Below are 21,217 nucleotides of genomic sequence, written 5' to 3' on the forward strand. Positions count from 1 at the left end.
AAGCGGGCCGCGTACCGTCCGATCGAGAGTGACACCATGTACAACCTTCCTGATGATCGCGGCCACTTCGGCCCGTATGGCGGCACGTTCGTCGCCGAGACGCTGATTCACGCGCTGGACGAACTGCGCGCAGCGTATGCGAAATTCCAGAACGATCCCGGCTTCGTCGCCGAATTCGAGCGTGAGCTGAAGCACTTCGTCGGCCGTCCGTCGCCGATCTATCACGCGCAGCGCTGGAGCGACACGCTCGGCGGCGCGCAGATCTACCTGAAGCGCGAGGACCTGAACCACACCGGCGCGCACAAGATCAACAACGTGATCGGCCAGGCGCTGCTCGCGAAGCGGATGGGCAAGAAGCGCGTGATCGCCGAGACGGGCGCGGGCCAGCACGGCGTCGCGACCGCAACCATCTGCGCGCGCTTCGGCATGGAGTGCGTCGTCTACATGGGCTCCGAGGACGTGCGCCGCCAGGCCGCGAACGTCTACCGGATGAAGCTGCTCGGCGCGACGGTCGTGCCGGTCGAATCGGGCTCGCGCACGCTGAAGGACGCGCTCAACGAAGCGATGCGCGACTGGGTCACGAACATCGAGAACACGTTCTACATCATCGGCACGGTCGCGGGCCCGCACCCGTATCCGATGATGGTGCGCGACTTCCAGCGCGTGATCGGCGACGAGTGCAAGGTGCAGATGCCGGAGCTCGCGGGCCGGCAGCCGGACGCGGTGATTGCATGCGTCGGCGGCGGCTCGAACGCGATGGGCATCTTCTATCCGTACATCGACGATGCGTCGGTGCAACTGATCGGCGTCGAAGCGGCCGGCGACGGGCTCGACACGGGTCATCACGCGGCATCGCTGATCGCCGGCAGCCCGGGCGTGCTGCACGGCAACCGCACGTACCTGCTGCAGGATGACAACGGCCAGATCATCGAGACGCATTCGGTGTCGGCGGGCCTCGACTATCCGGGCGTCGGCCCCGAGCACGCATGGCTGAAGGACACCGGCCGCGCGCAGTACGTCGGCATCACCGACGAGGAGGCGCTGAAGGCGTTCCACGACTGCTGCCGGATCGAGGGGATCATCCCGGCGCTCGAATCGAGCCACGCGATCGCGTATGGCGTGAAGCTCGCGCCGACGCTGCCGAAGGACAAGATCCTGCTCGTCAACCTGTCGGGCCGTGGCGACAAGGACATGCACACGGTCGCCGAGCGATCGGGCATCGCGCTCTGACCCCGACCGATGCGTGACCTGATCGAACAGCCGGCGGGCGGCGCCGCGAGCGAGGCGGAGGCGGTGCAAGCCGCCGTCGCCGCGCCGCGCGCGCTGCACGCCGGCATCGAATTGCACAACCGCGATTTCATGACCGAAGCCGCGCGCCTGCCGGATGCGTCGATCGACCTGATCGTCGCGGATCCGCCGTACGGGCTCGGCAAGGACTACGGCAACGACTCGGACAAGCGCTCGGGCGACGACCACCTCGCGTGGACGCGCGCATGGCTGGAGCTGGCGATTCCGAAGCTCAAGCCGACCGGGTCGATGTACGTGTTCTGTACGTGGCAGTACGCGCCGGAGATCTTCAGCTTCCTGAAGACGAAGCTCACGATGGTCAACGAGATCATCTGGGACCGGCGCGTGCCGAGCATGGGCGGCACGACGCGCCGCTTCACGTCGGTGCACGACAACATCGGCTTTTTCGCGGTGTCCAAGGCGTATTACTTCGATCTCGATCCGGTCCGCATCCCGTACGACGCCGACACGAAGAAGGCCCGCTCGCGCAAGCTGTTCGAAGGCAGCAAGTGGCTGGAGATGGGCTACAACCCGAAGGACGTCTGGTCGGTCTCGCGCCTGCACCGGCAGCACGCGGAGCGCGTCGATCATCCGACCCAGAAGCCGCTGGAGATCATCGAGCGGATGGTGCTCGCGAGCTGCCCGCCGGGCGGCCGCGTGCTCGATCCGTTCATGGGCAGCGGCACGACCGCGGTGGCCTGCGCACGGCAGGGGCGCGACTTCGTCGGCTACGAGATCAACGAAAGTTATTGTGCGATCGCGCACGAGCGCATTGCCGCGCTCGCAGCGCAGGCGTGCGCGTGAGTCGCGCCGCCACCGTGTCGCCGAACGAATCCAGGAAAATTGCCATGTCCCGTATCCAGCAGACCTTCGCCGCGCTCGCCGAACAAGGCCGCAAGGGCCTGATCCCGTTCATCACCGCGGGCGACCCCGACCCCGCCAGGACCGTCGACTTCATGCACGCGCTCGCCGACGGCGGCGCGGACGTGATCGAACTCGGCGTGCCGTTCTCGGACCCGATGGCCGATGGCCCCGTGATCCAGCGTTCGTCGGAGCGCGCGCTCGCGCGCGGCGTCACGCTGACGAGCGTGCTCGCCGACGTGAAGCGCTTCCGCGAGCGCGACCAGAAGACGCCCGTCGTGCTGATGGGCTACGCGAATCCGATCGAACGGATGGGCGTTGACGCGTTCGCCGAGCACGCGCAAGCGGCCGGCGTCGACGGTGTGCTGGTCGTCGATTACCCGCCGGAAGAGGCGGGCGTGTTCGCGGAAAAAATGCGCGCCGCGCAGATCGATCCGATCTTCCTGCTCGCGCCGACGTCGACCGACGAACGCATCGCGGACGTTGGCAAGATCGCGAGCGGCTACGTGTATTACGTGTCGCTGAAGGGCGTGACCGGCGCCGGAAATCTGGATGTTTCGAGCATTGCGGGTAAAATCCCGGCCATCAAGTCGCGTGTGCCGGTTCCGGTGGGCGTCGGCTTCGGCATCCGCGACGCCGAAACGGCGCGCGCTGTGGCCGAAGTGTCGGACGCCGTCGTGATCGGCAGCCGTCTGGTGCAGCTCCTCGAGAGCGCCGCGCCGGAAGGCGCCGTCGCCGCGCTGAAGGCGTTCATCGCCGAGCTGCGCGCCGCGCTGGACGGCGCGGGCAAGACGGCCGCATAAGCGCATAAACAACAGATGAAAGCGGGCCCGGGCGCATGTCGCCCGGCCCGCCACGGAACAGGAAACCATACGATGAGCTGGCTCGACAAACTGCTGCCGCCGAAGATCAAGCAGACCGACCCGAAAAGCCGCAAGGGCATTCCGGAAGGCCTGTGGATCAAGTGCCCGTCCTGCGAGGCCGTGCTGTATCGCAACGACGTGGAGGCGAACCTGCACGTCTGCCCGAAGTGCGATCACCACATGCGCGTCGGCGCGCGCGAGCGCCTCGACGGGCTGCTCGATCCGGAAGGCCGCTACGAGATCGGCCAGGAGATCGTGCCGGTCGACACGCTGAAGTTCAAGGACAGCCGCAAGTACCCCGATCGTCTGAAGGAAGCGATGGACGAGACGGGCGAGACCGACGCGATGGTCGTGATGGGCGGTGCGATCCACACGCTGCCGGTCGTCGCCGCGTGCTTCGAATTCTCGTTCATGGGCGGCTCGATGGGCTCGGTTGTCGGCGAGCGCTTCGCGCGCGGCGCGCAGAACGCGCTCGAGCAGCACGTGCCGTTCATCTGCGTCACCGCTTCGGGCGGCGCGCGGATGCAGGAAAGCCTGCTGTCGCTGATGCAGATGGCGAAGACCACCGCGATGCTGACCAAGCTGTCGGAAGCGAAGCTGCCGTTCATTTCGGTGCTGACCGACCCGACGATGGGCGGCGTGTCGGCGAGCTTCGCGTTCCTCGGCGACGTCGTGATCGCCGAGCCGAAGGCGCTGATCGGCTTCGCGGGCCCGCGCGTGATCGAGCAGACGGTGCGCGAGAAGCTGCCGGAAGGCTTCCAGCGCGCGGAATTCCTGCTGAAGACGGGCGCGATCGACATGATCGTCGACCGCCGCAAGATGCGCGACGAGATCGCGCAGCTGCTCGCATTGCTGCAGCGTCAGCCGGCCGACGCGCTGGCCTGACCCGGCGCACGGCATGCATGCCGAACGCGCGTCGCCCGGCTCAGCGGCCGGGCGGCGCGCTTCGTTTTTTGGCGTAACGGACTCGATTGACGGTTTGACCCGATGAGCACTTTTCCTACTCTCGACGCGTGGCTTTCGCATCTTGAGCGCGCGCACCCGGTCGGCATCGACATGGGCCTGACCCGCATCGGCCAGGTCAAGGCGGCGCTGCAGCTCGAATTCGCATGCCCCGTGATCACGGTCGGCGGCACCAACGGCAAGGGCTCGACCTGCGCATTCATCGAGACGATCCTCGTGCGCGCCGGCTACAAGGTCGGCTGCCACACGTCGCCGCACCTGCTCGAATTCAACGAGCGGGCGAGAGTGAACGGCCAGACGGTGGCCGACGACGAGCTGCTGCCGCACTTCGAGGCCGTCGAAGCCGCGCGCATGTCGTTGCCGGAGCCCGTGTCGCTCACGTACTTCGAATTCACGACGCTCGCGATCCTGCACCTGTTCGCGTCGCGCGGGCTCGACGCGGTGATCCTCGAAGTCGGCCTCGGCGGCCGGCTCGACGCGGTCAACATCGTCGACACCGACTGCGCGATCGTCACGAGCATCGACATCGACCATACCGAATACCTCGGCGACACGCGCGAGAAGATCGCCTTCGAGAAGGCGGGGATCTTCCGGCCCGGCAAGCCCGCGATCTGCGGCGATCCGGCCGCGCCGCAGACGCTGATCGACCACGCCGAGGCAATCGGCGCGGACCTGTGGCTCGTCGGCCGCGATTTCCGCTACGAGGCGCAGCCCGGCGCGGAACGCCAGCAGTGGAGCTACCTCGGCCGCGACAAGCGCTATCCGTCGCTCGCTTACCCGGCGCTGCGCGGTGCGAACCAGCTGATCAATGCGTCGGCCGCGCTCGCCGCGCTCGAATCGCTGCGCGCGGTATTGCCGGTGTCGGCGCAGGACATCCGCCTCGGGCTCGCGAACGTCGAGCTGCCGGGGCGCTTCCAGGTGCTGCCGGGCAAGCCCGCGATCGTGCTCGACGTCGCGCACAATCCGCACGCGTCGGCCGTGCTCGCGCAGAATCTCGGCAACATGGGCTTCTTCCCGTACACGTACGCGGTGTTCGGCGCGATGCACGACAAGGACATCGAGGGCGTGCTGCGCCACCTGAAGGGCGAGATCGACCACTGGTGCGTGACGGACCTGCCGCTGCCGCGCGCGGCCAGCGCCGAGCAGCTCGAAGCCGCGCTGCGCCACGCGGGCGTCGAGGACGGCCCGGATTCCAGCGTCACGCGATATGCGTCGCCGGCCGAAGCGTTTCGCGATGCACTAAAAAGAGCATCGGAGAATGATAGAATCGTGGTTTTCGGCAGTTTCCATACGGTAGCCGGCGTGATGGCCTATCGTAAATCGCAGCAACACTGACTGACGGGCAGTTTCGGACTCAGCCATTCATGGGAATTTTCTCGTTCGGCAAAAAAGACGACGACGCGCCCACCCGGCGCGGTGGTCGCACCGGGGCCTCCCGGAATGTACGCACCGAGCGTACCGAGCGCGTCGAGCGACGCTCGCGCCGCACCGAGCGTCCGGAATCGGACGCGCTGCTCCTCGATCCGACCCTTCCAGAAAAGCAGCGCGCGCGTCGGCGCCTCGTCGGCGCGATCGCGCTGGTGGTGGCCGCCGTCATCGTGCTGCCGATGGTGCTCGACTCGCATCCGAAGCCGGTGACCGACGACATCTCGATCGACATCCCGAACCGGCCGTCGCATCAGGCGGCTGCGCCGCGCGACGAGGACGCGTCGGACGTGCAGGCGGGCGTCGCGCACGACGAGCCGCCCGCATCCGACACGGCCGTGGCTGCGGCGCCCGTGGCTGCGCCCGCACCGGTCGCGAAGGACACCGGCAAGACGGCTGCCAGGCCGGCGGCAACCCCCGATACCACGACGACCGCGAGCGTCGCGCCCGAGCCGGCCGCGCCGAAGCCCGCGCCCAAGCAGGCTGCGACGAAGCCCGCACCGGCACCGGCGCCTGTCGCGAACACCGCGTCGGACAGCGGCGATGCGGCGACGCCGTCGTCGCCGGCCGGCGCGCGGTTCGCGGTGCAGCTCGGTTCGTTCAAGGATGACGCGACGGCCCGTTCGTGGGCCACGAAGTTGAAATCGGCGGGCGTGCCCGCATATGTCGAGCACCGCAAGCAGGCGGACGGCAGCGCGGCTACACTGTTGCGTGCGGGTCCGTTCGCGGATCGCGCGGCGGCGTCCGCCGCGATCGCGAAAGTGCGCGAAGCCGGGCTGACCCAGTAACGCGCGATGCTGACGGCTTTCGACTACGCTGTATTGGCGGTGATCGCGTTGTCGGCGCTGCGCGGTGCGTGGCGCGGCTTCGTTTCAGAGATTTTCGGGCTGATCGGCTGGATTGCGGCGATCGTGATCGCGAGCCGCTACGTCGGGCTCGTGGTGCCGTACATGCCGGCGAACTGGCCGGGCGGCGCGCTGACGCAGTGGGTGCTCGCGTTCGCGCTGCTCGTGATCGGCGTCGTGTTCGTTGCCGGTGTCGCGAACGCACTGCTGTCGCGGATCGCGCAGGTGACGGGCCTCGGCGGCATCGATCGCTCGCTCGGCATGATGTTCGGGCTCGTGCGCGGCGCCGTGCTGGTGGTGCTGCTGGTCGCGGCGGCCGGGCTGACCGAGCTGCCCAAACAGGAATTCTGGCGCGATGCGCTTTTGCGTCCGCTTGCCGAACAGGGCGTGCATGAGCTGAAATCGCTCCTGCCCGACGGCATGGCCCAGTACGTGCGCGTATGACGACACGGCAGGGCAGGACGGAACCGTTTTTGTATTCATGAAGGACATGCCATGTGCGGCATCGTAGGCGTTATCTCCCAATCCCCGGTCAACCAGCTGATCTATGACAGCCTGCTGCTGCTGCAGCATCGCGGTCAGGACGCGGCGGGCATCGCGACGGCGGACGGCAGCAATTTCCACATGTACAAGGCGAACGGCATGGTGCGCGACGTGTTCCGCACGCGCAACATGCGCAGCTTGCCGGGTACGGCCGGGATCGGCCAGGTGCGTTACCCGACGGCCGGTTCGGCGTCGAGCGAGGCCGAAGCGCAGCCGTTCTACGTGAACGCGCCGTTTGGGATCGTCCTGTCGCACAACGGCAACCTGACGAACTGGAAGCAGCTGAAGGACGAGATGTTCCGGATCGACCGCCGGCACATCAACACCAATTCCGACAGCGAGGTGCTGCTCAACGTGCTCGCGCACGAGCTGCAGCTGTCGACGACGGGCTTCGAGCTCGACCCGGCCGCGCTGTTCAAGGCCGTCGCCGGCGTCCATCGCCGCGTGCAGGGCTCGTACGCGATCGTGTCGCTGATCGCCGGCTGCGGCCTGCTCGCGTTCCGCGATCCGTTCGGCATCCGCCCGCTCTGCATCGGCAAGCTCGAGACCGAGCACGGCACCGAGTGGATGGTCGCATCGGAGTCGGTCGCCGTCGAAGGCATCGGCTTCGAATTCGTGCGCGACGTGAAGCCGGGCGAAGCGGTCTTCATCGACAACGCGGGCAATTTCCACAGCCAGCAGTGCGCGGAAAGCCCGAGCCTGAATCCGTGCATGTTCGAGTACGTGTACCTCGCGCGTCCGGACTCGTGCCTCGATGGCGTGCCCGTCTACAACGTCCGTCTGCGTATGGGCGACTATCTCGCGGAGAAGATCAAGCGCGAGCTGCCGAACGTGCCGATCGACGTCGTGATGCCGATTCCCGATTCGTCGCGGCCGGCCGCGATGCAGGTCGCCGCGAAGCTCGGCGTCGAGTACCGCGAGGGCTTCTTCAAGAACCGCTATGTCGGCCGCACGTTCATCATGCCGGGCCAGGCGGTGCGCAAGAAGTCGGTGCGCCAGAAGCTGAACGCGATGAGCATCGAGTTCAAGGACAAGCACGTGCTGATCGTCGACGATTCGATCGTGCGCGGCACGACGTCGCACGAAATCGTGCAGATGGCGCGCGATGCGGGCGCGAAGTCGGTGATCTTCGCGTCGGCGGCGCCGCCCGTGAAGTTCCCGAACGTGTACGGCATCGACATGCCGACGCGCGGCGAACTCGTCGCGCACGGCCGCAGCGACGACGAAGTGGCGAAGATCATCGGCGCCGACTACCTGATCTACCAGGACGTCGACGACCTGCGCCGCGCGGTGCGCGACATCAACCCGAAGCTCGAGCGCTTCGAGGCGTCGTGCTTCGACGGCGACTACATCACCGGCAACGTGACGCCCGAATACCTCGATTCGATCGAGCGCGCGCGTCTCGCGCCGGCGTCGCAGGCCGATCGCGACGCGAGCGGCGATGCCGCGCGTTCGCAGATGAACCTGCAACTGTCGGTCGAGTGATACCGGCACACGCTGTCGTACCGGCGTGATAGGATGTGGCCTTGCGTCGATTTGATTTCAGCTTGCGGACGCGGGGCCACTTCCCGAAACAGCTAAAGCGAAGGCCGGCGGCAGCCGGCCCGAGTCGACCGCTGTCGTACCGCACGAAGCCCGCTGATGCAGATGCATAGCGGGCTTTTTTGTTTGGTCTGGTCCGTGAGGCGCAGCACGGACATCGAACACGGAAAACGGAACATGGACGACTCCCTTAACTTCGACACGCTGGCCGTGCGCGCTGGCACGCTGCGCAGCGACTTCAACGAGCACTCGGAGGCGCTGTTCCTCACGTCGAGCTTCTGCTTCAAGAGTGCGGCCGAAGCGGCCGAGCGCTTCGCGAATTCGGAAGACTATTTCACGTATTCGCGCTTCACGAACCCGACCGTGACGATGTTCCAGGAGCGTCTCGCGGCGCTCGAGGGCGGCGAGGCGTGCATCGCGACCGCGTCGGGGATGCCGGCGATCATGTCGGTCGTGATGGCCGCGCTGCAGGCCGGCGACCACCTCGTCAGCTCGCGCAGCCTGTTCGGCTCGACGCTCGGCATGTTCTCGCAGATCTTCAGCAAGTTCGGCATCGAAACGACGTTCGTCGATCCGACCGACCTGAACGCATGGCAGGAAGCCGTGCGTCCGAACACGAAGATGTTCTTCCTCGAGACGCCGTCGAACCCGCTGACGGAGCTCGCCGACATCGAGGCGATCGGCAGGATCGCGAAGGCCGCGAACGCGCTGTTCGTCGTCGACAACTGTTTCTGCAGCCCCGTGCTGCAGCAGCCGCTGAAGCTCGGTGCGGACGTCGTAATGCACTCGGCGACGAAATTCCTCGACGGCCAGGGCCGCGTGCTCGGCGGCGCGCTGGTCGGCTCGAAGGAATTCATCATGGGCAAGGTATTCCCGTTCGTGCGCAGCGCGGGCCCGACGCTGTCCGCGTTCAATGCGTGGGTGCTGCTGAAGGGGATGGAGACGCTGTCGCTGCGCGTCGAGAAGCAGTCGGCGAACGCGCTGGAGATCGCGCGCTGGCTCGATTCGCATCCGGCCGTCGCGCGCGTGTTCTACCCGGGGCTCGAATCGCATCCGCAGCATGAACTCGCGAAGCGTCAGCAGAAGGCGGGCGGCGCGATCGTGTCGTTCGAGCTGAAGGGTGATACGCCGGAGCAGCAGCGCGCGAACGCGTGGCGCGTGATCGACAGCACGAAGCTGATCTCGATCACCGGCAACCTCGGCGACACGCGCACGACGATCACCCATCCGGCGACCACCACGCACGCGCGCATCACGCCGGAAGCGCGCGCGGCGGCGGGCATTACCGAAGGGTTGATCCGTCTCGCGGTCGGCCTCGAGAACGCGACGGACTTGCGCAACGATCTCGCACGCGGCCTCGAAGGCTGAGCACGCGCCGGTCGCGGCGTGGCGTGGCGGGTGTGCGCAGTGCACCCGGCCTCGCTCGCCACGCCGGCCGACTGATTGGGAGCGGGGCAGAGCGGTCAGGTGAATGGCGTGCCTGGCGGGCTCAGGAGAACCACTCAGGCGGACACTCAGGCGCACGTCTGATCGTCGCAATCGAACCGGCCGGGCGTGCCCGGCCGGTTGCAGCAGAAGCGCTCAGCCGTGCGCGGCAGGTGTGCCGCGCATCGCGTCCACCATCCAGCGCAGCGTCTCGTCGAGCGGCGTGACGGGCAGCTCGCCCACAGCGCGACGCAGCTTGTCGCGCGAGCCGCTCAGGCTCTTCACCTCGTTGTGCCGCACGAAGCGCGGATCGACCGTCACGTCGATCACGTAGCCCGCGATGCGCGACAGCATCGCCAGCACTTCCTTCAGCGAATACGCACGCTCCGAGCAGATGTTGAACGTCTCGCCGGCGGGCGCGGCTTCGAGCAGCCGCAGATAGGCGGTCGTGACATCGCGCACGTCGGAGAAATCGCGGCTCACGTCGAGATTGCCGAGCGAGATCCGCGGTTCGTTGTGCGCGTAGTGCGCGGCGAGCTTCGGCAGCAGGTACGCTTCGCTCTGGCCGACGCCCGTGTAGTTGAACGGGCGCGCGATCACGATCGGCAGCCGGTCGAACCAGAGCTTCGCCGCATATTCCATCGCGAGCTTGCTGACCGCGTAGTCGTTCGCCGGCGCCGGCGCGACGGTCTCGTCGAGCACGCCGGGCGTCGAATTGCCGTAGATGTTCGCGCTGCTCGCGAGCAGTACCGCGGACGGGCGGCGGTCGAGGCCCGCGAGCGCGGCGAGCAGGTTGCGCGTGCCGACGATGTTGATCTCGTAGGTCGGCGCGGGCTCGTCCTGCGCGACATGCGCGCGAGCCGCGAGATGCACGACCGCATCGGGCCGCGCATCGGCGGCCGCCGCGCGCAGCGCCTGCGCATCGAGCAGGTCGACCGGCAGCAGCGTGCAGTGCGCGAGCGCCGGATCGTCGGGGCTCGCCGCGCCAGGCGCGACCGTGCCCCACACCTCGTAGCCGGCCGCTTCGAGGCATTGCGCCATGTAGCGGCCGGTGAAGCCAGTCAGGCCCGTGACGAATGCACGGCGCGACGGGCGTTCAATACGTGTCATGGTGGCGATTCCGCGTCAAGTCGGCTTCGACCATCATCTGGCAAAGTTGTTCGAGCGTCGTCTGCGGCGCCCAGCCGAGCTTGCTTTTCGCCTTGTCCGCGCAGCCGATCAGCAGGTCGACCTCGGCCGGGCGGTAGAACTTCGGATTCACCTCGACGAGCACGTCGCCCGTCGCCGCATCGAGGCCGCGCTCCTGTTCGCCCTTGCCGGTCCACTCGATCTGGTAGCCCGCGGCCGCGAACGCCATCCGCACGAAATCGCGCACGGTCTCGGTGCGGTTCGTCGCGAGCACGTAGGTGTCGGGCTCGTCCACCTGCAGCATCCGCCACATCCCTTCGACATATTCGAGCGCGAAGCCCCAGTCGCGTTTCGCGTCGAGATTGCCGAGCTCGAGGCGGGTCGCCTTGCCGAGCTTGATCTTCGCGACGGTGTCGGTGATCTTGCGCGTGACGAATTCACGGCCGCGCAGCGGCGATTCGTGGTTGAACAGGATGCCGCTGGCGCCAAACAGGCCGTACGACTCGCGGTAGTTCACGGTCATCCAGTGCGCGTACAGCTTCGCGACGCCATACGGGCTGCGCGGATAGAACGTGGTCGTTTCGGTCTGCGGGATCGCCTGCACCTTGCCGAACATCTCGGATGTCGACGCCTGGTAGAAACGCGTCTTCGGGCTCACGACGCGGATCGCCTCGAGCAGGTTCAGCGGGCCGATACCCGTCACTTCGGCAGTCGTCGACGGCTGGTCGAACGACACGCCGACGAAGCTCTGCGCGGCCAGGTTGTACAGCTCGTCGGGCTGCGTGCGATCGAGCAGGCGCAGGCTCGAGCCGGCGTCCGTCAGGTCGTGCTCGACGAGCGTGAGGTTCGGATGCGTGTCGACGCCGAGCTCGGCGATGCGCCAGAAATTCACCGAGCTGGTGCGGCGGTAGGTGCCCGTGACCTCGTAGCCCTTGTCGAGCAGCAGCTTGGTCAGGTAGGCGCCGTCTTGCCCGGAAATCCCAGTGATGATGGCCTTCTTGCGAGTTTGGCTCATGGCGTTGTCCTAGTCGAAGCAATAGAGAAAGTCAGGCGGTTGTGCGGGCGGCCACCGACAGCGCGCCGCGCGCGGGTCCGCGCGTCAGGCGCCGCTCGAAGCCGTACCAGGTCGCGGTCGCGTACGCGAGCGTGATCGCGAGCGCGAGCACTGCGGTCAGGTAGCGGTTCAGGTGCAGCGGCCAGAGCGCATACAGCACGCTCAGGTGGATCAGGTACACGGTGTAGCTGACGGTGCCCACGTAGACGAGCACGGGGTTCGTCAGCACGCGCTGCACGATGCCGCGGCCGCGCAGCGCGATCACGACGATCGACGTGCACAGCAGCAGCGAGATGCTGTACAGCGCGGCGTTCGACAGCGGCGTGTTCGCCGCGCGGAAGCGCGGGAACGACAGGTGCAGCCAGCCGAGGATCGCGAGCGCGACGAGCGCGCCGACGACCGCCAGCGGATAGAACGGCTCGAGCGCGCGCCGGTCGCGGCGCAGCAGGATCGCGAGCAGCGCGCCGGCCGCGAGCAGGTCCATGCGGAACGGCGTCAGGTAGTAGATCGGCCAGAACGAGTCGAACCACGGCGTCGCGATCGCGCGCAGCACTGGCGCTACGACGATCAGCGCGGCTGCGATCCACAGCAATGCGCGCTCCGAGCACCACAGCACGACGAACGGCCAGAAGATGTAGAACTGCTCCTCGACCGCGAGCGACCACAGCACGTTGAGGCTGTCGTGACCGATGCTGCCGAGCGACAGCCCGATGTTGGTCGAGAAGAACGCGAACCACGGCCAGTGCGGCAGCCAGCTCGCGCCGAACAGCAGCGTCGACACGACGAGCAGCAGCACGTACGGCGGCAGGATGCGGCGCACGCGGCGCGCGTAGAAGTGACCGAAGTACGACTGCCCGCGCGCCTTGCGGTCGAGCAGGATGCCGGTGATCAGAAGGCCGCTCAGTACGAAGAACAGGTCGACACCCATCCACAGCGGCGCCTTCAGCGCGTGCTGCAGGAACACGGCGCCCACGGCGATCGCGCGCAGCCCGTCGAGCTGCACGATGCGGCCGTGTTGCTGCACGGGGGTGTCGGCGGGTCGCGAGATCGTCATCGCGCGGCTCCTTCATGACGGGCTGCGCAGTGTGCCGCGCTGTTCGACGTGCAAAGCGCATTCGATGCGTGAACGTAATGCATGCCTTTAAATGAAATATCGAGTCGAAATCGATTCTAGGGAAAAGAAATCGGCAAAAAAACGCGCGTCATTTCACTGACGAAAAACATTCGATATCCATTCGTTTAGCCGAGCCGGTGAATTTTTTCCGGCAGTGGTGCCCGATCGGCACGCGCGATCCGGCATTTTCTACAGCTCCGACCCCGCCGGGCGGTCGATATTGCCGCCTGTCGGCGCTATTCGATACGGGTTCCGGTTCGATATTTCTGGCGGAAACATCCCCAAATATTTCCAAATTTCTTGTGATTATTTTTGCTTGTAACCTGCATCGCGTCGTTTGAAACCCATTTAGCGGCACGGTGCGATGCGGATTTTTTTCGCTGCGCCGGGCCGCTGAAGCATCGAATGTGGAGAAGCGCATTGCGACGTCTGATACTGGCTGGGATGACGGTGTGCGCGGCGCTCCTGACGGGCGCCGCGACGGCTGAAACGGTGTTGCCCGCGACGACGTCGTGGATCGGCAACACGTTCGGCTATGGCGACGGTGCCTGGACGCAGATCGATATCCGCGCGATCGCCGTGACGCCTGACGGCAAGGTGTATACGAATGCGCCGTGGGACGAGAGCGGTGCGGAAGCGAGCGTCTACCAGGACGGCAAGATGCTCGGCTTCGCCGGCGGCACGCACGGCTGGGGCAACCTCGGCGGCAATGCGGTCGCGGTGAACAGCAAGTACGCGTATGTCGCGATCGGCGTCGGCAACGAGCGCGGCCACCTCGTGTCGCCCGGCATCTGGCCGGACAAGGGCAAGCAATGGTTCGGCATCTCGCGGCGCACGATCGGCGACATGAAGCAGCCGGCGCCGTTTCGCGCCGCGCCGCAGGTCGCGCCCGGCGGGCGGGCCGATGCCGGCCGCGCGCGGATGGCCGCGAGCTTCATGATGGTCAACGAGGTGCCGGCCAGCGCAAGGTCGGAAGTGGGCGCGGTGAAGGCGGAAGTGGGCGGCCTCGCGGCCGACGACAGGACGCTGTTCGCGACCAATCCGACGCATGACGAAGTCGACGTCTACGACGCCGAGACGATGCAGAAGAAGGGCACGTGGAGCGCGCACGAGCCGGGCCGCATCGCGCTCGCCGCCGACGGCACGGTATGGCTGCTGACGGATACGCTCAACGGGCCCGCGCATCTCGTGCACATGCGCGCGGACGGCCGCAAGATCGACGACGCGCCCGCGCTGCCGGAGAACACCGAGGCGGTCGACGTGGCGGTCGATGCGAAGGGCCGCGTGCTCGTCGCCGACAACGGGCCGCGCCAGCAGATCCTGATCTTCGCAAAAGGCGGCGGCAACGGCTATACGCTCGCCAGCACGCTCGGCGAGCGCGGCGGCATTTTCGCCGGCCCGGTGCCCGGCCGGCCGGGCCCGCAGCGCTTCAACGGGCTGACCGGCGTCGGCGTCGATCGCGCCGGCAACATCTATGTGGCGACGAACGGCATCGGGCCGCGTCACGACACGATCGGCGCGGGCCTCGGCGCGGTGCTCGAGAGCTACACGCCGGACGGCAAGCTGCGCTGGCAGGTGCAGGGCCTGCTGTTCGTCGACGGCGCGTGGATGGACCCCGCGCGGCCGAACAGCGTCTACACGGGCAACAAGCGCTTCGAGCTCGACCTGTCGAAGCCGGCGGGCCAGGAGTGGAAGTACGCCGGGTTCCTGTCGAACCGCTTCAAGTATCCGGACGACCCGGTGTTCCACACCGACCAGTGGCCGGGCATGCCGATGGCGCGCCGCCTCGACGGCCGCACGTTCCTGTACCTGACGGACATGTACGCGGACCACCTGAAGATCTACCGCTTCGACGCGAAGCGCGACGGCGAGGTCGCGATCCCGTCGGGCCTGCTCGCGGGCCGTGCGCGGCCGGTGGACACGGTGCCGAACAAGCCGCCGGGCGGCGACTGGATCTGGCGTGACGCGAACGGCAACGGCCGCCTCGACGCCGACGAGTTCGAGATCAACACGACCGGCAAGGCGAAGGCCGGCGGCTGGGGCTGGTGGGTCGACACGAAGGGCGACATCTGGCGCACGAGCGACGTGCGCGGGATCCACCGCTTCCAGTACGGCGGCGTCGACAAGGCCGGCAACCCGATCTACTCGTACGACAAGGTCACGACCTATCCAATGCCGCAGCCGTTCACGCAGTTGCGCCGCGCGATCTACGAGCCGCAGACCGACACGCTGTACGTGACGGGCTACACGGCCGACGCGCCGCCGCAGCCGGGCATCAACAAGGAGGTCGGCCGCGTGCTGGTGCGCTTCGACAAGTGGTCGACGGGCTCGCCGGTCGTGCGCTACACGGTCGCGCTGCCGTGGCAGCTCGACGCGAAGCCGATCCTGGACCTGATCGGGATCACGGTCGAGGGCCGCTACATCTTCACGGTGGAGCCGGTCGGCAAGATCCACGTGTACGACAAGGAAACCGGCAAGGAAGTCGGCGTGATGAGCCCGGGGCCGGAGGTCGGCAAGGCGTCGGGCTGGGTCGACGTGCCGTTCGGCATCAGCGCGTTCCGGCGCGAGAACGGCGAGTACCTCGTGTTCGTCGAGGAAGACGCGCGCGGCAAGGTGATGATGTATCGCTGGAAACCGTGACGGGCGGCGCGCACCGCAGTCACCCGGCACAAGGCGGAAGCATGGACAAAGGCATACTCAAGAACGTTTCGATCAATTTCATCGGGCTGATCCTGCCGACCTTCGTGTCGCTGGTGACGGTGCCCGCGTACATTCACGCGCTCGGCGTCGAGCGCTATGGTGTTGTCAGTCTCGTGTGGACGCTGATCGGCTATTTCGGGATTCTCGATCTCGGGATGAGCATGGCCGCGCAGAACCACATCTCGAAGGCGCTCGCGAGCGGCGATGCGGCCGAAAGCGCGCGCGTATTCTGGAGCGCATTCTGGCTGAACCTCGGCACCGGCATCGCGGGCGGGCTGCTGATCTACTTCGGCGCGTTCGTCTACACCGCGTATTTCACGAAGGTGTCGGCCGCGATGCAGCACGAGGTGTATCTCGCGCTGCCGTGGCTCGCGATCGCGATTCCGCTTGCGAACGTGTCGTGGGTGTTCGCCGGCGCGATCAACGGCGCCGAGCGGTTCGGCGTGTTCAACACGAACCAGACGATCGGCACGTTCCTGTTCCAGCTGCTGCCGCTCGGCGCCGCATGGTGGATCGCGCCGAACCTGCAGACGGTGCTCGCCGCGGCGGTCGTCGCGCGCCTGATCGCTGCGGTGATGCTCGGCCACGCGAGCATCAAGGTGCTCGACATCCGCCGCATCGATCCGCCGCAGTGGGGCACCGCGAAGGGGCTGTTCAACTTCGGCGGCTGGATGCTGATCGCAAGCATGTCGAGCATGATCGCCGACACGCTCGACCGCGTGATGCTCGGCGCCGGCATGGGCGCGAAGTTCGTCACCTACTACACGGTGCCGCAGAACCTCGTCACGCGGCTCAACATGCTGCCGAACGCGCTCGTGCGCACGCTGTTCCCGCGCCTGTCGGCGGTCGGCCGCGACCATGCCGATACGCTCGCGCGCCAGTCGCTCGAATTCCTGAACGGCGTGTTCACGCCGGTCGGCATCGTTGCAATCTTTGCGCTCGCGCCGTTCCTGACGCTGTGGGTCGGCCCCGATCTCGCCGCGCATTCGGCGCCGGTCGGCCGCGTGCTCGTGATCAGCGTATGGCTCGTCGGGCAGGCGAGCGTCACGCGGATCCTGATCCAGTCGCAGGTCAATCCGGCCCGCGCGGCATTCGCCGGGCTCGTCGAGATGCCGTTCTTCGTCGGCGGCCTGTGGTTCGGCATCCATCATTTCGGGCTGATCGGCGCGGCGGTCGTCGTCGCGGTGCGCGCGCTCGTGGACTACGGCGTGCTGCTGTACCTGTCGGCGATCCGGATGCGCGCGATCGTGCTCGACATGGCCGCGCACCTCGTGTTCCTGCTCGCGAGCCTGTTGCTCGCGCAGGCATGGCCGGGGCTCGTCGAGTCGATCGGCATGTGCGCGGTCGTGCTGGTGCTGAACGTCGCGTGGTCGCTCACGATGACGCCGGGGCTGCGCGCGCTCGTGCGCGACCTGTTTGTCCGTCTCAATGCGAGGAGAACCGCATGAATCGCGATCTGGCGGAACACGCCGTTTTGAATGTGGCCGCGGCCGATGCCGCCGCCGTTGCCGAGTCCCGTGACGCCGCGGCGCTGCGCCGCGTCGCGCCGGCCGAACCGGCGCCCGCGCGCCTTGCGTCCCGCCCGCTGCGCGTGGCGATCATCCACGACTGGCTCGTCACGTATGCGGGCGCCGAGCGGGTGCTCGAGCAGATCGTCGCGTGCTTCCCGGACGCGGACCTGTTCAGCCTCGTCGACTTCCTCGACGACCGCGCGTTCGTGCGCGGCAAGCCGGTGACGACATCGTTCATCCAGAAGCTGCCGTTCGCGCGCACCAAGTACCGCAGCTACCTGCCGCTGATGCCGCTCGCGATCGAGCAGCTCGACGTGTCGGACTACGACCTGGTGATCTCGAGCAGCCATGCGGTCGCGAAGGGCGTGCTGACCGGGCCCGACCAGGTGCACATCAGCTACGTGCACTCGCCGATCCGCTACGCGTGGGACCTGCAGCACCAGTATCTCGAGCAGTCGAACCTCATGCACGGGCCGAAGTCGCTGCTCGCGCGGATGATCCTGCATTACATCCGCAACTGGGACACGCGCACCGCGAACGCGGTCGACGGCTTCGTCGCGAACTCCGCGTTCATCGCGCGGCGCATCAAGAAGGTCTACCAGCGCGACGCCGCGGTGATCTTCCCGCCGGTCGACGTCGACGGGTTCTCGCTGAACACGGTCAAGGAGGATTTCTACCTGACCGCGTCGCGGATGGTGCCGTACAAGAAGATCGACCTGATCGTCGAGGCCTTCTCGCGGACGCCCGAGCGCAAGCTGGTCGTGATCGGCGACGGCCCGGAAATGCAGAAGGTCCGCGCGAAGGCCGGCCCGAACGTCGAGATCATGGGCTACCAGCCGTTCGCGGTGCTGCACGACCGGATGCGCCGCGCGAAGGCGTTCGTGTTCGCGGCCGAAGAGGATTTCGGCATCTCGGTCGTCGAGGCGCAGGCGTGCGGCACGCCGGTCATCGCGTACGGCAAGGGGGGGGCGCTCGAGACCGTGCTCGATCCGCAATCGGCCGCGCAGCCGACCGGGCTGTTCTTCGACGAGCAGACCGCGCACGCGATCGTGTCGGCCGTCGACGATTTCGAGCGCGCGCCGCAGCGCTTCACGCCGCAAGCGTGCCGCCAGAATGCGGAGCGGTTCTCGGCGGACAAGTTCCGGCGGCGCTTTCTCGACTGCGTCGAGGCCGCGCTGCCCGGCGCGACCGCACGGCAGGGCGCCGGTGCCGGTGCCGCGGCGATGCCCGTGCCGCGCGGCCCCGCGACGCTCGTGCTCGACCAGAGCGGCGTGCTGGGCGGCGCCGAACTGTCGCTGCTCGAGATCATGAAGCACATGCGCGCGAATGCCGACGTGCTGCTGTTCGACGACGGGCCGTTTCGCGCGGCGCTCGACGAGATCGGCGCGCGCGTCGACGTCGTCGACCAGGGTGCGCTCGCGGGCGTGCGCAAGCAGGGCGGCGTGTCGGCGGGTGCGCTGAAAGAGCTGATCCGGCTCGTGCGCGACGTCGCGCGCCGCGCGCGCCGCGCCGAGGTGATCTACGCGAACACGCAGCGCGCGATGGTGGTGGCCGCGCTGGCCGGGCGTCTTGCGCGCAAGCCGGTGGTCTGGCATCTGCGCGACATCGTCAGCGAAGCGCACTTCGGCCGCAAGCAGCTGCTTGCGATCAAGTATTGCGCGCGGCTCGGCGTGACGCGGGTGATCGCGAACTCCGACGCGTCCGCGCAAGCGTTCCGTGCGCTGACCGGGTTCACGCCGCAGCATGTCGATGTCGTGTTCAACGGCATCTCGGCCGAGCCGTTCGACGCGCTGGCCGGCGTCAGCCAGGCCGCGCTGCGCGCGCGCTTCGGCCTGCCCGAGCAGGCGTGGCTCGTCGGCTCGTTCAGCCGGCTCGCGCGCTGGAAGGGCCAGCACGTGCTGCTGGAGGCGGCGGCGTCCCGCCCCGACATGCACGTCGTGCTGGTCGGCGCGCCGCTGTTCGGCGAGGATGAATATGCGGCGCAGCTGCACGAATACGTCGCGCGGCACGGGATGGACGATCGCGTGCACTTCCTCGGGTTCCAGCGCGACGTGGCCGCGTGCATGAAGGCCGTCGACGTCGTCGCGCATACGTCGATCACGCCCGAGCCGTTCGGGCGCGTGATCGTCGAAGGGATGCTCGCGCGGCGGCCGGTCGTGGCGGCGCGCGCGGGCGGCGTCGTCGAGATCATCGAGCACGACGACAACGGGCTGCTGTGCGAACCGGGCGACGCGCATGCGCTCGGCGACGCGCTGACCGCGCTGCAGACGGATCGTGTGCTGCGCGAGCGGCTGGTGGCGAGCGGCCACGTGACCGCGCTGCGGCGGTTCGGCACGAAGACCTACGTGGAGCAGGTCGAGAAGATTCTCGCGGATACCGCGCGCGCGGCGAAGAAGCGCTAGCGCGTCGCATGCACGGGGCGGAGGGACTGCCCCGGCCGCGAGCGGCATGATGAAGGCCCCCGTGCGGCGATCTGCGGCGCGGGGGCTTTTCTCATGTTTGCGGCGCCCCGGAGCGCGACGGCGGCCGGGCAAACAAAAACCCCCGCGCAGCAACCACCGCGCGGGGGCCCGATTTCGGACGAGACGGTCAGATCGCCCGTTCAGGCGCCGGCGCGACGACCCGCGCGCCGCGCGACGGCTTGAGGCTTGCCGACCACAGCATCGCGGGTCGCTCGATCAGCCGGTAGAACAGGTAGGCGACCGGAATCGCAAGCGCGATGAACGCGAGCGACGGCCAGATCGACAGTTGCAGCTCGGAGTGGAACAGCACCGAGCCGAGGCAGACGAACAGCGGCAGGTGGATCAGGTACAGCGAGTAGCTGAAGTCGCCGAACCAGCCGAGCACGCGCAGCGGCGGCGTCGGGCGCGGCGGACGGGCGAGCGCGCGGTACAGGAAGCAGGCGAAGCCGGCCGCCCAAAGCTGGAACGCGCCGTACTGGCCGAAATGGAACGCGCCGCAGCCGGCGGCGAGCAGCACGGCGGCCGCGGCGTACCACGCGCGCGACGGCGCGGCGGCCGCCTGCGTCGTGCGCGCCTGCTGCGCGCGCACGTCCGCGATCCACGCGCCGATCGTCCACGACAGCCAGTACGACGTGAAGAACTGCAGGTCGTGCCGCTCGAGCAGCCATGCCGACGCGACGTTGACGAGCGCAACGATCGCCAGCACGGCCGGCATGCCGATGCGCCGGCGCACGGCGAACAGCAGCGGATAGATCGCGTAGAACTGCACTTCGAGCGACAGCGTCCACAGCGCGCCGTTCGATCCGTACGTATAGCCGGCGACACCCTGCAGCGAGAACAGGTTCACGAGAAACGACGCCAGGCCGATATCGCGGATCTTGTGGCTGACGGGCTCGATCTGCAGGCTGATCGAGTCGAGCGCGAGCGTGAACAGCAGCGCGGCGAGCAGCACCGGATAGATGCGCGCGAAACGGCGCGCCCAGAAGTTCGGCGTGTTGAGCCGGTATGCGGGATCGGCGGCGAGCTTGAGCGCCGTGTTGCGGTGGATGCAGTAACCGCTGATCACGAAGAAGATCGGCACGCCGGCCGAACCCCAGCCGAACGGAAAGGTCAGGTAGCCGACGAGCACGCTCGGGTCGAGCGCATGGCCGTAGGCGCGATGAAAGCCCTGCATCCCGACCCAGACCACCTGCCGGCAGTGGAAGTAGGCGACGAGCAGCGCCGCGAAGCCGCGCATCGCGTCGATCACATGCTCCTTGTGATCGGCGGCGGGCGGCGCATTCAAAGTCGATCCGCTGAAAGCTTGCATGCGATTCGGTTCCTTGCGACGTATGGACGGATGATCCAATCGTAATCCGCAAGAATTCGGTCAATGAATAAAAAAAGTCCCGCAGCGAAATACCGGTATTTCACGTGATGGTTTTATTCCGGCGAGATATCGGTTTCACGGTGCGGCCAATTATTTGTCGATTTTTTTCTGATAGTTTGAAGCTC

Annotated in this window: 17 protein-coding genes; 12 read left to right on the forward strand and 5 right to left on the reverse strand. The window is 67.3% G+C overall.

Translation table 11 applies throughout. The features are described 5' to 3' along the window. The first annotated feature begins 36 nt into the window (after positions 1-36). From trpB to ACV229_RS33560, 9 genes are all read left to right on the forward strand, one after another. Positions 37-1,230: a tryptophan synthase subunit beta gene (trpB, locus tag ACV229_RS33520; RefSeq protein ID WP_448087379.1), complete on the forward strand. Its 1,194-nt coding sequence runs from the start codon at positions 37-39 to the stop codon at positions 1,228-1,230. 9 nt (positions 1,231-1,239) lie between these two features. Continuing rightward, positions 1,240-2,091, forward strand: a complete 852-nt coding sequence (locus tag ACV229_RS33525) for a DNA-methyltransferase (protein WP_448087380.1) — start codon at positions 1,240-1,242, stop codon at positions 2,089-2,091. Positions 2,092-2,135: 44 nt separating this feature from the next. Beyond that, positions 2,136-2,951, forward strand: coding sequence for a tryptophan synthase subunit alpha (trpA, locus tag ACV229_RS33530; RefSeq protein ID WP_448087381.1), 816 nt, complete (start codon positions 2,136-2,138; stop codon positions 2,949-2,951). A gap of 72 nt (positions 2,952-3,023) precedes the next feature. Further along, the gene (gene accD, locus ACV229_RS33535; protein ID WP_448087382.1) at positions 3,024-3,896 is read left to right on the forward strand and encodes an acetyl-CoA carboxylase, carboxyltransferase subunit beta; all 873 of its coding nucleotides are present in this window, start codon (positions 3,024-3,026) and stop codon (positions 3,894-3,896) included. Positions 3,897-3,998: 102 nt separating this feature from the next. Next, positions 3,999-5,309 (forward strand): bifunctional tetrahydrofolate synthase/dihydrofolate synthase, encoded by a 1,311-nt coding sequence (gene folC, locus ACV229_RS33540; RefSeq protein WP_448087383.1) that lies wholly within the window; start codon positions 3,999-4,001, stop codon positions 5,307-5,309. Between the two features lie 29 nt (positions 5,310-5,338). After that, entirely contained in the window at positions 5,339-6,187 is an 849-nt protein-coding gene (locus ACV229_RS33545) for an SPOR domain-containing protein (protein WP_448087384.1), read from the forward strand. 6 nt (positions 6,188-6,193) lie between these two features. Then, positions 6,194-6,688: a CvpA family protein gene (locus ACV229_RS33550; protein ID WP_448087385.1), complete on the forward strand. Its 495-nt coding sequence runs from the start codon at positions 6,194-6,196 to the stop codon at positions 6,686-6,688. 51 nt (positions 6,689-6,739) lie between these two features. Further along, positions 6,740-8,272 (forward strand): amidophosphoribosyltransferase, encoded by a 1,533-nt coding sequence (gene purF / locus ACV229_RS33555; RefSeq protein ID WP_448087386.1) that lies wholly within the window; start codon positions 6,740-6,742, stop codon positions 8,270-8,272. Between the two features lie 234 nt (positions 8,273-8,506). Next, on the forward strand, positions 8,507-9,697 hold the full coding sequence (locus ACV229_RS33560; RefSeq protein WP_448087387.1) for an O-succinylhomoserine sulfhydrylase: 1,191 nt from the start codon (positions 8,507-8,509) through the stop codon (positions 9,695-9,697). 213 nt (positions 9,698-9,910) lie between these two features. Here the strand turns inward: ACV229_RS33560 and ACV229_RS33565 are convergent, their stop codons facing one another. From ACV229_RS33565 to ACV229_RS33580, 4 genes are all read right to left on the reverse strand, one after another. Next, on the reverse strand, positions 9,911-10,864 hold the full coding sequence (locus tag ACV229_RS33565; RefSeq protein WP_448087388.1) for an NAD-dependent epimerase/dehydratase family protein: 954 nt from the start codon (positions 10,862-10,864) through the stop codon (positions 9,911-9,913). Next, entirely contained in the window at positions 10,851-11,897 is a 1,047-nt protein-coding gene (gene gmd, locus ACV229_RS33570; protein WP_448087389.1) for a GDP-mannose 4,6-dehydratase, read from the reverse strand. Before gmd ends, ACV229_RS33565 begins: the two co-directional genes overlap by 14 nt. Positions 11,898-11,928: 31 nt before the next feature. Continuing rightward, on the reverse strand, positions 11,929-12,990 hold the full coding sequence (locus tag ACV229_RS33575; RefSeq protein WP_448087390.1) for an acyltransferase family protein: 1,062 nt from the start codon (positions 12,988-12,990) through the stop codon (positions 11,929-11,931). Between the two features lie 148 nt (positions 12,991-13,138). Then, positions 13,139-13,471 (reverse strand): hypothetical protein, encoded by a 333-nt coding sequence (locus ACV229_RS33580; protein ID WP_448087391.1) that lies wholly within the window; start codon positions 13,469-13,471, stop codon positions 13,139-13,141. 23 nt (positions 13,472-13,494) lie between these two features. Between ACV229_RS33580 and ACV229_RS33585 the strand changes: the two genes are divergently transcribed. From ACV229_RS33585 to ACV229_RS33595, 3 genes are read left to right on the forward strand one after another with little or no spacing between them, the layout of a single operon-like run. Beyond that, positions 13,495-15,690 (forward strand): hypothetical protein, encoded by a 2,196-nt coding sequence (locus ACV229_RS33585; RefSeq protein ID WP_448087442.1) that lies wholly within the window; start codon positions 13,495-13,497, stop codon positions 15,688-15,690. Positions 15,691-15,731: 41 nt separating this feature from the next. After that, positions 15,732-17,198, forward strand: a complete 1,467-nt coding sequence (locus ACV229_RS33590; RefSeq protein ID WP_448087392.1) for a flippase — start codon at positions 15,732-15,734, stop codon at positions 17,196-17,198. Next, a complete protein-coding gene (locus tag ACV229_RS33595) occupies positions 17,195-19,663 on the forward strand; it encodes a glycosyltransferase family 4 protein (RefSeq protein WP_448087393.1) in 2,469 nt (822 codons plus the stop codon). The genes ACV229_RS33590 and ACV229_RS33595 overlap by 4 nt, the downstream gene beginning before the upstream one ends. A gap of 187 nt (positions 19,664-19,850) precedes the next feature. On the opposite strand, the gene ACV229_RS33600 is transcribed toward ACV229_RS33595, so the two are convergent. Next, positions 19,851-21,032 (reverse strand): acyltransferase family protein, encoded by a 1,182-nt coding sequence (locus ACV229_RS33600; RefSeq protein WP_448087394.1) that lies wholly within the window; start codon positions 21,030-21,032, stop codon positions 19,851-19,853. Positions 21,033-21,217 lie beyond the last annotated feature (185 nt).

The organism is Burkholderia sp. MR1-5-21 (assembly GCF_053427715.1).

Excerpts from the sequence above, each read along its gene's own strand:
- ACV229_RS33585 (WP_448087442.1), top strand. The coding sequence starts at position 13,495 with ATGACGGTGTGCGCGGCGCTCCTGACGGGCGCCGCGACGGCTGAAACG.
- ACV229_RS33580 (WP_448087391.1), bottom strand. The coding sequence starts at position 13,471 with ATGCGCTTCTCCACATTCGATGCTTCAGCGGCCCGGCGCAGCGAAAAA.
- trpB (WP_448087379.1), top strand. The coding sequence starts at position 37 with ATGTACAACCTTCCTGATGATCGCGGCCACTTCGGCCCGTATGGCGGC.
- ACV229_RS33595 (WP_448087393.1), top strand. The coding sequence starts at position 17,195 with ATGAATCGCGATCTGGCGGAACACGCCGTTTTGAATGTGGCCGCGGCC.
- ACV229_RS33550 (WP_448087385.1), top strand. The coding sequence starts at position 6,194 with ATGCTGACGGCTTTCGACTACGCTGTATTGGCGGTGATCGCGTTGTCG.
- ACV229_RS33600 (WP_448087394.1), bottom strand. The coding sequence starts at position 21,032 with ATGCAAGCTTTCAGCGGATCGACTTTGAATGCGCCGCCCGCCGCCGAT.
- ACV229_RS33575 (WP_448087390.1), bottom strand. The coding sequence starts at position 12,990 with ATGACGATCTCGCGACCCGCCGACACCCCCGTGCAGCAACACGGCCGC.
- purF (WP_448087386.1), top strand. The coding sequence starts at position 6,740 with ATGTGCGGCATCGTAGGCGTTATCTCCCAATCCCCGGTCAACCAGCTG.
- ACV229_RS33560 (WP_448087387.1), top strand. The coding sequence starts at position 8,507 with ATGGACGACTCCCTTAACTTCGACACGCTGGCCGTGCGCGCTGGCACG.
- gmd (WP_448087389.1), bottom strand. The coding sequence starts at position 11,897 with ATGAGCCAAACTCGCAAGAAGGCCATCATCACTGGGATTTCCGGGCAA.
- accD (WP_448087382.1), top strand. The coding sequence starts at position 3,024 with ATGAGCTGGCTCGACAAACTGCTGCCGCCGAAGATCAAGCAGACCGAC.
- trpA (WP_448087381.1), top strand. The coding sequence starts at position 2,136 with ATGTCCCGTATCCAGCAGACCTTCGCCGCGCTCGCCGAACAAGGCCGC.
- ACV229_RS33545 (WP_448087384.1), top strand. The coding sequence starts at position 5,339 with ATGGGAATTTTCTCGTTCGGCAAAAAAGACGACGACGCGCCCACCCGG.
- folC (WP_448087383.1), top strand. The coding sequence starts at position 3,999 with ATGAGCACTTTTCCTACTCTCGACGCGTGGCTTTCGCATCTTGAGCGC.
- ACV229_RS33590 (WP_448087392.1), top strand. The coding sequence starts at position 15,732 with ATGGACAAAGGCATACTCAAGAACGTTTCGATCAATTTCATCGGGCTG.
- ACV229_RS33565 (WP_448087388.1), bottom strand. The coding sequence starts at position 10,864 with ATGACACGTATTGAACGCCCGTCGCGCCGTGCATTCGTCACGGGCCTG.
- ACV229_RS33525 (WP_448087380.1), top strand. The coding sequence starts at position 1,240 with ATGCGTGACCTGATCGAACAGCCGGCGGGCGGCGCCGCGAGCGAGGCG.